At 71.9% G+C, this 12226-nt stretch carries 12 protein-coding genes; 5 read left to right on the top strand and 7 right to left on the bottom strand.

What is annotated here, in order from left to right; translation table 11 throughout:
* Positions 1-202, bottom strand: a 202-nt coding sequence (locus AB0I29_RS23605) for a hypothetical protein (protein ID WP_357486315.1), incomplete at its 3' end; no start/stop codon positions are given.
* A 395-nt stretch (positions 203-597) separates the two neighbouring features.
* Positions 598-1599, bottom strand: coding sequence for a LacI family DNA-binding transcriptional regulator (locus AB0I29_RS23600; protein ID WP_357486313.1), 1002 nt, complete (start codon positions 1597-1599; stop codon positions 598-600).
* 175 nt (positions 1600-1774) lie between these two features.
* On the opposite strand from AB0I29_RS23600, the gene AB0I29_RS23595 reads away from it, so the two are divergent.
* The 5 genes from AB0I29_RS23595 to AB0I29_RS23575 are packed head-to-tail and all read left to right on the top strand — an operon-like array spanning position 1775 to position 7460.
* Positions 1775-2362 (top strand): TRAP transporter small permease, encoded by a 588-nt coding sequence (locus AB0I29_RS23595; RefSeq protein ID WP_357486311.1) that lies wholly within the window; start codon positions 1775-1777, stop codon positions 2360-2362.
* Positions 2359-3633, top strand: a complete 1275-nt coding sequence (locus AB0I29_RS23590) for a TRAP transporter large permease (RefSeq protein WP_357486309.1) — start codon at positions 2359-2361, stop codon at positions 3631-3633. Before AB0I29_RS23595 ends, AB0I29_RS23590 begins: the two co-directional genes overlap by 4 nt.
* Before the next feature lie 17 nt (positions 3634-3650).
* The gene (locus tag AB0I29_RS23585; RefSeq protein ID WP_357486307.1) at positions 3651-4676 is read left to right on the top strand and encodes a DctP family TRAP transporter solute-binding subunit; all 1026 of its coding nucleotides are present in this window, start codon (positions 3651-3653) and stop codon (positions 4674-4676) included.
* Positions 4673-5620, top strand: a complete 948-nt coding sequence (locus AB0I29_RS23580) for a shikimate dehydrogenase (RefSeq protein WP_357486305.1) — start codon at positions 4673-4675, stop codon at positions 5618-5620. The genes AB0I29_RS23585 and AB0I29_RS23580 overlap by 4 nt, the downstream gene beginning before the upstream one ends.
* 1 nt (position 5621) lies before the next feature.
* Positions 5622-7460 (top strand): TIM barrel protein, encoded by a 1839-nt coding sequence (locus tag AB0I29_RS23575; RefSeq protein ID WP_357486303.1) that lies wholly within the window; start codon positions 5622-5624, stop codon positions 7458-7460.
* A 15-nt stretch (positions 7461-7475) separates the two neighbouring features.
* Here the strand turns inward: AB0I29_RS23575 and AB0I29_RS23570 are convergent, their stop codons facing one another.
* The 5 genes from AB0I29_RS23570 to AB0I29_RS23550 all read right to left on the bottom strand — a co-directional run bounded on the left by AB0I29_RS23570 (position 7476) and on the right by AB0I29_RS23550 (position 12078).
* The gene (locus AB0I29_RS23570; RefSeq protein ID WP_285101987.1) at positions 7476-7817 is read right to left on the bottom strand and encodes a hypothetical protein; all 342 of its coding nucleotides are present in this window, start codon (positions 7815-7817) and stop codon (positions 7476-7478) included.
* A 47-nt stretch (positions 7818-7864) separates the two neighbouring features.
* Positions 7865-8695, bottom strand: a complete 831-nt coding sequence (locus AB0I29_RS23565; RefSeq protein WP_357486301.1) for a carbohydrate ABC transporter permease — start codon at positions 8693-8695, stop codon at positions 7865-7867.
* Positions 8695-9663, bottom strand: coding sequence for a sugar ABC transporter permease (locus AB0I29_RS23560; protein WP_357486299.1), 969 nt, complete (start codon positions 9661-9663; stop codon positions 8695-8697). The genes AB0I29_RS23565 and AB0I29_RS23560 overlap by 1 nt, the downstream gene beginning before the upstream one ends.
* A 3-nt stretch (positions 9664-9666) precedes the next feature.
* Entirely contained in the window at positions 9667-11016 is a 1350-nt protein-coding gene (locus AB0I29_RS23555; protein ID WP_285101990.1) for an extracellular solute-binding protein, read from the bottom strand.
* A 75-nt stretch (positions 11017-11091) separates the two neighbouring features.
* Positions 11092-12078 (bottom strand): LacI family DNA-binding transcriptional regulator, encoded by a 987-nt coding sequence (locus AB0I29_RS23550; RefSeq protein WP_285101991.1) that lies wholly within the window; start codon positions 12076-12078, stop codon positions 11092-11094.
* Positions 12079-12226 lie beyond the last annotated feature (148 nt).

The raw sequence follows: 12226 nt of genomic DNA, 5'->3' as shown, positions 1-12226 counted from the left end.
CGGTGTCAGTGGCACCGGGCAGGATCATGCCCGCCAGCAACTCCCGCACCGCCCGCACACCCGCCACGTCAACGACCCCGCCGGGCACAGACGCGGGCGCACCGGACGGCACGGTGCCACCGTGCTGCGGCGCGCCGTCGGGCAGCACAGAGCGAGCAGGCTGTTCGCCTGCTCGTCCCGGCATTGCACCCGTTCGCGTCATGCCATCAACATATGGCACACCCGTTCGTACCGCTCGCTGAACGAGCCCGATCTGCCGACAGCAGAATCGCCTGGTCGTCTGGGGGAAGCCCTGGAACTCGGCGGCCGGCGGCCCCGAACGGGCGGGCCGTCTCGTCGATCACGCCAGACGCTCGTCGCGGGGATGGAAACCTCAGGAACGCCTGCACCAGCACAGCACGCACCAGCACAGCACCGACCGGCGCCGAGCCGGACAGTACGAGGCCGAGACGAGTGCGCGTATCACCGGTGAGGCGAGCGGTCCCCAACAGCGCTGCGAGCCACACCCCCTGTGCGGTTCGCCCCACAGCCCCTCCGCCCCTCCGCCCCACAGCCGCAGCCTGACCCCTACGACCACACACCCTTCGAATCAACGATCTAGCGGGAACCGTCGCCCCGAGGCGCCGGGCCCGACGACTCGCGCAGCACCAGCTCCGTCGGCAGCCTGATCTGCTCGGCGTCCTGGGTCGCGCGCCCGGCGAACTGGTCGATCAGGAGCTCGACGGCCAAGCGGCCGGCGTGCGCGCCCGGGCCGCCGAGGGTGGTCAGCGACGGGTGGACGAACTCGGAGGCGAAGATGTCGTCGAAGCCGACCACGCTGACGTCGTCGGGGACCCGGATGCCGCGCTGCGTCAGCCGGCGGATGATGCCGAACGCCAGCAGGTCGTTGTGGGCCACGATCGCCGTCGCCCCGGTGCGCAGCGCGCCGTCGGCCGCCGCGCCGCCGTTGGCGACGTTGGGGGTGTACGGGCCGACACGGTGCGCCGTCAGGCCGTGCTCCTCCGCCCCGGCGCTCAGGGCCGCCCAGCGCACCGCGCCCATCCAGGACCCCGGCGGCCCGGCGCAGTAGGTGAAGCTCTGGTGCCCCAGCGAGGCGAGGTGCTCCAGGATCTGCTGGCAGCCCGTGCCGACGGCCAGCGTCACGCTGGTCAGCCCCGCCAGCTCGCGGTTGAGCAGCACCACGCGGTGCTTCTCCGCCAGGGTGACCAGGGCGTCGTCGGCGAGCCTGCTGGCCGCCAGGACGAAGCCGTCCACGGTGGGTGACAGGTCGCGGACCTGGTTCTCCTCGATCCGCTGCGACTCCTCGGCGTTGACGATCACGAGCGTGACGTCGGCCGCCTTGGCGCGCTGCTCCGCGCCGCGGATGAGCTCGAAGAAGTGTGGGTTGGTGATGTCCGACAGGACCATCGCGATGGTCCGGTGCCGTCCGCCCGGCAGCGCCCGGTTCTGCGGGCTGTGCTCGTAGCCCAGCTCGGCGGCCGCGGCGTGCACCCGTTGCCGGGTCGCCTCGTTGACCCGGCCGGGCTTGTTGAAGGTGCGGGAGACCGTCGACGCGGCCACGCCCGCCGCCTTCGCGACGTCGTAGATCGTGGGCTGCACCTGGGCATCTAGCCATATCGCTGGCAACTTTGGCAACTGCTTGCACAACTTGCCAGGCAGTTTCTAGGGTCGCCGCAGCTACGACGCCGCACACCGACGTGCGGCGACGACCGCGCCGCACACCGACGTGCCGTGCCGGACGGAAGGGGATCGTCCCGATGTACGTGAACCACGCATGAAGCAAGGCATCAACCGTCTCGTCAAGCTGCTCACCGGGGTGGAACTGGCCATCGCGTGCCTGGCCACCGTGCTCATCTTCGTGCTCATCCTGTTCCAGGCGGCGCAGCGCTACCTGCCCGTGCCGCAGATCGTGTGGGCGGGCGAGCTGTCGCAGTTCGGGCTGATCTGGCTGACGTTCGTCGCGGCCGGCGTGCTGGTCACCCGCAACGGCCACATCGCCGTCCAGCTCATCGACAACTTCGGCGGCCCCGTCGTGGCGCGCGTGGTGCAGACCCTCGCGATGGCCCTGGTCGCCGTCATCTCCGCGGCCTTCACCTGGGCGTGCTGGGAGCTCGTGCACTCCGCGGGCTTCCTCACCTCGCCCGCGCTGGGGCTCCCGATGTCGTGGGTCTACGTGATCGCGCTCGTCGGCCTGGTGAGCGCGACCGTCCGCGCGGCCGTGAGCGCGGTGCAGATCGCCCGGTTCGGCCCCCCGCCGCCCGACCACGACGACCCGGCGCTCGCGCCGGGGCCGCTCGCCGGCGCGGCAGGGCTCGCCGGCGCGGAAGGGCCCACCGACGCGGCAGGGGAGGCGTCGCGATGACCTCCCTCCTGCTGCTGATCACGATCATGGTGCTGCTGACCCTCCGCGTCCCCGTCGCGTTCGCGTTCCTCGGGCCCGGCCTGGGCTACCTGCTCGTCGAGGGCCAGTCGCTCGGCCTGCCGATGCGCCTGGTCGCCGACGCCACCGGCAACTTCGTGCTGCTGGCCATCCCGCTGTTCATCCTGCTCGGCGTGGTCGCCAACCACGCGGGCATCGCGGACCGGCTGTTCGACTTCGCGCTCGCGCTGTTCGGCCGCGTCCGCGGCGGGCTCGGCTACGTGAGCGTCGGCGTCAGCCTCGGCTTCTCCTGGATGAGCGGCTCGGCGGTGGCGGACGCCGCCGCGCTGAGCAAGGTCGAGATCCCGCCGATGCTGCGCGCCGGCTACTCCCGGCGGTTCGGCCTCGGTGTCGTCGGCGCGTCCGCGCTCATCGCGCCGGTCATGCCGCCGAGCATCCCGGCGGTCATCTTCGCGGGGCTGGCGACCGTCTCGACCGGGGCGCTGTTCGCGGCGTCCGTGGTGCCGGCCCTCCTCATGGTGGTCGGCCTCTGCGTGGTGGTGTTCCTGCTGGTGCGCCGCCAGCCCGGCATCCGGCACGTCGGGTTCTCCTGGGCGCGCGTGGCCGAGACCGGCAAGCGGGTCGTGCTTCCCCTCGGGGCGCCGGTGGTCATCCTCGGCGGCATCCTGGGCGGCTTCTTCACGCCGACCGAGGCCGCGGCCGTCGGCGCCGCCTACATGATGGTGCTCGGCTTCGCCTACCGCAGGCTCACGGTGAGCGACCTGCCCAAGATCTTCGTCGAGACGGTGCTGACCACGGCGGCGATCATGCTGATCGTCTCGTCCGCCGCGCTGCTCGGGTACGTGCTGGCCCTGGAACGGGTGCCCCAGGCGCTGGCCCAGCTCGTGCTCGGGATCACCGACGACGGCACCGTGTTCCTGCTGCTGGTGCTGCTCCTGATGCTGGTGCTCGGCACGGTGGGCGACGCGACGCCCATCCTGGTGCTCGTCGTGCCCATCCTCATGCCGATCGCCACCGCCCTCGGCGTCGACCCGCTCGTGCTCGGCGTCGTGATGATCATCTCGCTGATGATCGGGCTGCTCACGCCACCGGTCGGCACGGTCCTGTTCGTCCTCAGCTCGACCCAGAAGGTGCCGGTCGCCGAGGTGTTCTGGGGCACCCTCCCGTTCATGGTGCCGCTGACCCTGTGCTGCGTGCTGATCATCTTCTTCCCCGGCCTCGCCACCTGGCTGCCGGCCCAGCTCGGCCTCTGAACCGAAAGGACTCCCTCATGAACGTTCGTCGCACCACCGCCGCGAGCGCGGCCGTGGCCCTGCCCCTCGCCCTGCTGACCGCCTGCGGCGGCACCGGCAACGGGCCCGACGCCGCCGCCGGAGGCGGCCAGGTCGAGCTGACGCTCGCCCACAGCTACACAGAGGACCAGCCGCAGCACGTCTGCGGCGCCCAGGTCATCAAGGAGGAGGCCGAGGCGGCGGACGTCGGCATCACCGTCGAGATCTACCCCAACAGCCAGCTCGGCGGCGACGCCGACCGGATCGCGTCCGTGCAGGCCAGCGACGTGGACATCGACATCCAGGGCGCCTCGGCGCTCGCCGCCGTCTACGAGCCGGCCGGTGTGGTCGACGCGGCCTACGTGTTCGACGACGCCGCCCACCTGGACCGGTTCTTCGCCGACGGCTCGGCCGACCAGCTCGAGCAGGACTTCAAGGAGGCCTCCGGCGGTGTGTCGATCCTCGGCGCCTGGTCGGCCGGGGCGCGGCAGTTCACCGCGGACCGGGCGATCCGTGAGCCCGCGGACCTCGACGGCCTGCGGATGCGGTTCCCGGGCTCGGCGCAGCACCTGCGCAACGCCCAGGCCCTCGGCGCCCAGGCGACCGAGGTCGCCTACGAGGAGCTCTACCTGGCCCTGCAGCAGGGGGTCGTGGACGGGCAGGAGAACCCGATCACCAACATCCACGCCAGCAACCTCGTCGAGGTGCAGGACTACGTGAGCCTGTCGGACCACGGGCAGAACTCGAACCTGATCGTGGCCGCGCCGTCGTACGACGCCGAGCTGGACGACGACCAGCGTGCCGCCCTGGCCGCGGCCGTCGCGGCCGCCGTCGAGCAGATGCCCGGCTGCGTCGAGGAGGCCGAGCAGGAGATCCTCGACACCTGGGAGCAGGAGGGCGCCGTCGAGATCGTCGACGACGTGGACCAGGAGGCCTTCGCGCAGCAGACCGACACCTGGTTCCGGGAGAACCTCGAGGGCGACTCGCTCGTGGTCTACGAGGCCATCCGGGGCTCCGCACGGTGACGCGGCCGGCCCGCCGGTACCGGGTGGCGCTCCTGGGGAACGGCATCCGGGCGTCGCTGTCGCCCGCGCTGCACATGGAGGAGGCGCGGCACCTCGGCCTCGACTACGAGTACCGCACGGTGGACCTCATCGACCGCACCGCCGTGGATCTCGGCGCCGAGCTCGGCCGGCTGGAGGACGCCGGCTACGCCGCCACCAACGTGACCCACCCGTACAAGCAGACCGTGCTGGACCACGTGACGGACCTCAGCCCGACCGTGCGCCGGCTCGGTTCCGCCAACCTGGTGCTGTTCGGCGCGGGCCGGCGCACCGCGCACAACACCGACTGCCCCGGGTTCCGCGGCGCCCTCGCGACGTTCCTCGCCGCCGGCGGCGCCGCGGGCACCGCGCTCCGGACAGGCACCGTGCTCCCGACAGGCACCGTTCTCCGGACAGGCACCGTGCTCCAGGTCGGCGCCGGGGGAGCGGGCCTTGCCACGGTCGCGGCGCTGCTCGACCTGGGGTTCCGCACCGTCGTCGTGCACGACGCCGTCCCGGCGGCGGTCGCGACCCTGCTCGACCGGTTCGCCCCGGTGACCTCGCCCCGCCTCCTGCCCAGCGGCGGCACGCTCGACACCTGGCTGCCGCGGGTCGACGGCGTCGTGCACGTCACCCCGGTCGGCATGGCCGAGCACCCCGGGGTCGCCTTCGAGGTCGACCGGCTCGATCCCGCGGCCTGGGTGGCCGAGGTGGTCTACCGGCCCCTGGAGACCGAGCTGCTGCGCCGCGCGCGGGCGCGCGGCCTGGCGACGCTCGACGGCGGCGGGATGGCCGTGGGCCAGGCCGTCGAGAGCCTCCGGCTGATCACCGGCCTCGAACCCGACACCGCGCGCATGCACGCCCACTTCCGTCGGCTCGTCGCCGGACCCGACACCCTCGCCGGACCCGACCCTCTGGAGGCCTGACATGCGCAAGTCCATCGCGACGGTCTGCCTCAGCGGCAGCCTGGAGGACAAGCTCCACGCCTGCGCCGACGCCGGGTTCGACGGCATCGAGATCTTCGAGCCCGACCTGGTGGTCACCGACCGCAGCCCCGAGGAGATCCGGGCGCTCGCGGACCGGCTCGGCCTGAGCCTCGACCTGTACCAGCCGTTCCGCGACTTCGAGGGCGTGCGCCCGGACCAGCTCGAGGACAACCTGCGCCGGGCCCGGGCGCGCTTCGAGACCATGCGGCGGCTCGGCGTCGACACCGTGCTGGTCTGCAGCAACGTGGCCACCGCCACCACCGGCTCCGACGAGGTGGCGGCCGAGCAGCTGCGCCGGCTGGGCGACCTCGCGGCGTCGTACGGCGTCCGGGTGGCCTACGAGGCGCTCGCCTGGGGGCGCTACGTGGACGACTACCGGCGGTCCTGGGAGATCGCGCGGCTCGCCGACCACGAGGCGGTCGGGGTGTGCCTGGACAGCTTCCACATCCTCTCGCGCGGCCACGACCCGGCGGCGATCGAGGAGATCCCGGGGGACAAGATCTTCTTCGCCCAGCTCGCGGACGCCCCGGCGCTCACCCTGGACGTGCTCTCCTGGAGCAGGCACCACCGGCTGTTCCCCGGGGAGGGCGCCTGGGACCTCGGCCGGTTCGTCACCCATCTCGTCCGCGCGGGGTACCGGGGGCCGCTGTCGCTGGAGGTCTTCAACGACGTCTTCCGGCAGACCGACACCGGCCGGACCGCCCAGCACGCCCTGCGCTCCCTCGTCTGGCTCGAGGACCGCGCGGCCCGGCTCCTGGCCGAGGAGGGCGGCGGCGAGGTCGGGGCCGCGCTCGACCGGATCGCCGACGTGGACGAGCCCACCGGCTACGACTACGTGGAGATCAAGGCCGAGGACACCGGCGAGGTCGAGGTGGTGCTCGACCAGCTCGGCCTGTCCTTCCGGGGCCAGCACCGGACCAAGCCCGTGCGGCTGTGGTCGGCCGGCCAGGCGCGCATCGTGCTCAACGAGCAGCACGCCCGCGACCTGGAGCCGCACCTGGCGGGGGTCGGCCTGGGCGTGGCCGACGCGGCGGCGGCGAGCGACCGGGCCCGCGCCCTGGCCGTGCGGGCGGCGCCGCGCCGGACCCAGGCCGGGGAGCTGGACCTGGCCGGGTTCGTCGCGCCCAGCGGGCTGGAGGTGTTCCTCAACGACCGGCGCACCGAGACTCGCTCCGGCGTCGAGCCGGCGTGGGCCGCGGAGTTCGACCACGGCCGTCCCGGTCACACCCGGGAGATCGCCGGCATCGATCACGTCAACGTCTCGCACGGCTGGGACGCGCACGACGAGGCGGTGCTCTTCTACACCAGCGTGCTGGGCCTGCAGAAGCCGACGGCGACCGAGGCGGCGGGTCCCCAGGGGCTGGTCCGCAGCCAGGTCATGCGCACGGGCAGCGGTGCCGTGCGGATCTCGCTCAACGTCGCGCCGCTCGACGTCTCCCACCCCCAGCACATCGCGCTGGCCTGCACCGACATCTTCGCGGTCGCCCGCCGGGCGGAGGACCGCGGGCTGCCGCGCGTGCCCGTGCCGGACAACTACTACGACGACCTGCGGGCCCGGTTCGGGCTCGACGACGCGACGCTCGGCCGCCTGCGCGACCACCAGCTCATGTACGACCGCTCCGCGGCGGGCGAGTTCTGGCACTTCTACACGCCGCGGGTCGGCAGCGTGTGCTTCGAGGTGCTCCAGCGGACCGGCGGGTACGACGTCTACGCGGGGGACAACACCCCGGTGCTGCTCGCGGCCCAGGACCGGCTGGACCGGGCGTCGCGACGAGGGTGATCGCCGGCCGACCGGTCAGCGCCAGTCCTCGTCGGCCGACAGCACCGACGAGATGTCGTACTCCTGCTCGCGCTGGATGGGCGGGGCGTCGGTGAGCCACTGCTGGACCGCGAACCGGGCGACGACCTCGTCCCGGGTGATCCCGGTCTCGCCGAACCTGCCGTCGACCCACGGGGTCCACGACCACAGGTGGATCCGTTCGTCGCCGAGGTCCTCCATCATGAGGCGGTGGTTGTCGCTGGCCACCAGCATGGCGCCGACCAGGCGGTTGTAGTTCTCGACGGTGACGAGGTCCACCAGGCCGAGGTCGATCTGGTCGGCCGCGGTGGTGCGCAGGATTTCCTTCGCGGAAGGCATGGACACTCCTTGGGCTGGTCGGGGCTCTTGAGGCGTTGACGGGCGGCTCATACGGCGATCCCGCGGGAGACGTAGCCGTCGATGAAGGTGCGTTGCATGGTCAGGAACAGCACGACGACGGGCAGGGCCATGATCAGCCCGGCCGCGCTGACCAGGGACCAGTCGGTGGTGAATCCCTGCTGGAACGAGTAGAGCGACAGCGCGACGGGCTGGAAGTCGCGGTCCTGGATGAAGGTGACGGCGAGCATGAACTCGTTGTAGGCCTGCAGCCCGGACACGAGGGCGGCGGTCAGCACCGCGGGCCGGATCATGGGCAGCACGATGCGGGCGAACACGCCCAGCTCGCCGGCGCCGTCCAGGCGGGCCGCCTCCTCGTACTCCCGGGGCAGGCCGATCAGGAACGCCCGCACGAGCAGGGTGGCGAACGGGCTGTACACGGCCCAGTAGATGATGACCAGGCCGATGGGCTGGTTGTAGAGGCCCAGCGTGGACCACCAGCTCACGAGCGGTACCAGGAAGAGCTGGATCGGCAGCGACGAGGACACCAGCAGCCACAGGATCCACCCGCCCCCGCCGGGGAGGTCCAGGCGGGTCATGGCGTAGGCGGCCATGGTGGCGATGACGGCCACGCCTGCCGCGGTGGCCACCGCGATGACCAGGCTGTTCAGGAGCGCGCCACCCATGTGGGCGCGCTCCCAGGCCACGGCGAAGTTGCTCCAGCTCCAGGACTGCGGAAGACCCAGCGGGTTGCTGTCGATCTCGCGGGCGGACTTGAGCGAGTTCGAGGCGAACACGAGCAGCGGGCCCAGCGCGTAGACACCGAGCAGCCCGAGGACGATCCAGGTGACGGGCTGCCCCCTGCGGGCGGTGCTGACCATCAGATGTCCCATCGCAGTCGTCGGCGCAGCGCGAGATAGCCGAGCACGGTCGCGGCGCTGATGGCCGAGAGCAGCATCGCGACGGCCGAGGCGTACCCGTGGCGCTGGTTCTGGAAGGCCTCGCGGTAGAGCACCGTGCTGAGCACGTCGGTGGAGCCGGCCGGACCGCCCTGCGTCAGCACGTAGACGTAGTCGAAGACGAGGAACGACCAGATCACGGTCATCAGGCCCAGGAAGACGAGGGTCGGCCGGATCATCGGCAGCGTGATGTGCCAGAACTCGCGCACCGGCCCGGCGCCGTCGAGCCGCACGGCCTCGTAGAGGGCCGGGTCCACCGACTGCATCGAGGCCAGGAAGATCACCAGCAGGAAGCCCCACCACTGCCACGTGTTCACGAAGGCCACCGAGCCGAGGGCGAGCGACGGGTTGCCGAGGAAGTTCACGTCGGCCAGGAACGGGATGCCCAGGGTCGCCAGGGCGGCGCCGATCCCGCCGTCCGGGTCCATGATCTGGCGCCAGACGGCGGCGGAGACCACGGTGGCCAGCACGTACGGGATGAAGTACAGGACGCGGAAGAACGTCTGGTGACGGCGCAGCCGGGACAGCAGGAACGCGCCGACCAGCGCCATCGTCATCGGGACCACCAGGAAGAACAGGGTCCACACGACGTTGTGCACCAGCGCGCCGCCGACCGCGCCGGACCGGAGCATCTCGGCGTAGTTCGCCAGACCCACGAACCGGGGCGTGCTCAGCCCGTCCCAGTCGGTGAACGAGTAGTACACGGAGGCCAGACCCGGTCCCGTGATCACGAGGAGGTTGACCACGAGCAGCGGCGCCACGAACACCCAGGCGAGCAGCCGGCGCTGCCTCCTGGCCCCCAGCGGCCGGCCCCGGGGGGCCGGCCGCGGTCCGCGACGCACCGGGACCGCCGCCAGCGCGGTCCCGGTGGTCGCCGTCTCGGTGGTCACCCGTCAGTCCCCGGTCTGGGGGGTGAACGGGGTCAGGGTGGCACCGGCCTCGAACTCCTCGTCGAACACGTCCTGCATCCCTGACAGGTACTCGTCCGCGGTGCTGTCACCGGTCACGACCTTGTCGAACTCGGTGATCAGGTAGGAGTCGGTCTTGGGCGGGAAGAACGTCCAGGTCGCGTAGCCCACGTTGGTCGACTCGGGGATCTGGCTGTAGAGCTGGACCGTGCGCTCGTCGACCTCCTCGGGGAACTGGTCGGCGCTCACCGCCAGCGGCGGCGGGTTCTCGCCCGTGCGCGCCGTGTAGGACAGCGCCCGGTCGACGTCGCCGGCCACGTGGTCGATGAACGACGCCGCGGCGTCGGGGTCGGCCGAGTCGGCGCTGACCGACAGCGCGGTGCCGATCGCCAGGGGGAACACGCCGGGCTCGACCGAGTCGCTCAGCGACGGCAGCGGCGCCCAGCCCCACGTCGACGGGTCCTCGAACACCTCGGAGAGCGAGTTGAACGACCACGTGCCGCTCAGGTACATGGCGGTGGTCCCGTTGGCCAGGCCGGTCACGTTCGCGGTGTCGTCGGTGGTGAAGTAGGACTCCGCACCGCCGGCCAGCCAGCCCTTGTCGATCCAGTCCTGGATCAGCTCGATCGCCGCGACGAACTCCGGGTCGGTGAACGAGGCCTCGCCCGTCAGCACGTCGTGGATCTTCTCGGGCCCGACCGCCGCGTTGAGGACGGCCGTCACCAGCCACTCGCTCATGCCCTGGTAGCCGGCGTTGCCGCCGCCGAGCGGCACCATGCCCGCCTCGTCCGCCTCCTGGGCGACCTTCTCGAACTCCGCCAGCGTGGTCGGCGGGGTCCAGCCGTGCTCCTCGAAGACCTCGGTGTTGTAGTACAGGACCATCGACCCGTAGCTGGCCGGGACCGACGAGACCTTGCCGTCGACGGTGCTGAGCTCGTAGGCCCAGGGCAGGAACGTGTCCTCCCAGCCGTACTCCTGCGCGTACTCGTCCAGCGGGATCGTCCGGTCCGCGCGGGCGAAGTCGGAGGCCGACGACGGGCCGTCCGAGTACACGATGTCGGGGGCCTGGCCGGCCGAGACCGCGGTGTCGGTGAGCTGGCCGATCGTGGTCAGCTCCTTGACCTCCATGTCGACCTGCACGTCGCTGTCGGCGTTGAACGAGTCGACGAAGATCTCCTGGAACGCCTCCTCGGTGGTCGGCGCGTAGAACGCGCCCCAGTAGGTGACCTCGCCGCCGCTGCCGCTGCTGCCGCCGCCGCTCACGCAGCCGGCCAGGGCGACCGATACCGCGGCGGCGAAGCCGACAGGGGCCAGTACGTGCTTGGTGATTCTCAAGGTTCTCGTGTCTCTCTCGCGAGGGTGGATGGAGCCAGGCGGATAGAGCAGGTGGAACGAACTGCGGAGGTGCGGTCAGGTCGAGTCGCGAACGACGAGGCGGTTGGACAGGCCCACGGCGCGCGTCACCTCGGTGACCTCGCCGTCGAGCCGCTCCAGCAGCAGGCGCGCGCACGCGCGCCCGATCTCACGGGCGGGGTTCTCGATGGTCGTCAGCGGCGGGTTGACCAGGGACGCCGCGTCGATGTCGTCGTAACCGGTCAGCGCCACGTCCTCGGGCACGCGCAGCCCGCGGGCCCTGGTCACGTCGAGCACGCCGATGGCGATCAGGTCGTTGGCCGCGACGATCGCGTCGGGCCTCTCGTCGCGGTCCAGCAGCGCGGCGGCGCCGTCGCGCCCGCCCTGGCGCGTGTACCGCGTGAACACCACGTCGTCGTCCCGCAGCGGCAGGCCCGCCTCGCGCAGGGCGGCCCGGTACCCCTCCAGGCGCTGCTGGGTGGGGATCACCGACTCCTCGCCGCCGAGGAAGGCGATGCGCCGCCGTCCGCGGGCGATCAGGTGCGCGGTGACCTCGCGGGCGCCGCGGACGTCGTCGCTGTGCACGTAGTCACCGCCGCCCGGCGGCTCCTCGCCCAGCGTGACGAACGGGATCCCGGCGTCGTGCAGCTCGGCGAGGCCGGCCGCGGGGATGCCGAACGGCGCGGCGACCATGGCGTCGACGCGGCGCGACAGGAGGCGGTGGATGGCGCTGGCCGACCGGTCCATGCCGCTGGCGTCGGTGACGGTCAGCAGGATGTCGCGGGGTACGAGCACGTCCTGCATGCCGGCGGCCACCAGCGGGTAGAAGGGGTTCTCCAGGGTGGGGACGATCAGGGCGATCGTGCCGGTGCGCCCGCCGCGGAGCTGGGACGCGCCGGGGTGGGCGCGGTACCCGAGGTGGGTGATCGCGGCCTCCACCCGGGCCCGGGTCGCCGCCGAGACGGGCCGGTTGCCGGAGACGACCTGCGAGACCGTCGACATGCTCACGCCCGCGACCTCGGCCACCTCGCGTATTCCGACCATCACCCGCTCCTCGTCGACCCGTCGTTCGCCTCAGCATGCGCAAAAGGTTTTGGAGTAGCATCCTGCAAAGTCACCCTGTGATGCAAGACACAAGCGCAAATAGGTGCGCAAACACCTCGGCGCCACGCATGCTCAGCCTGCTTGCTGC

Origin of the sequence: Promicromonospora sp. NPDC050262 (assembly GCF_040655935.1) — a bacterium.
In the GTDB taxonomy this organism is placed as follows: Bacteria; Actinomycetota; Actinomycetes; order Actinomycetales; family Cellulomonadaceae; genus Promicromonospora.
This window is presented reverse-complemented; position numbering and strand designations above follow the sequence as displayed.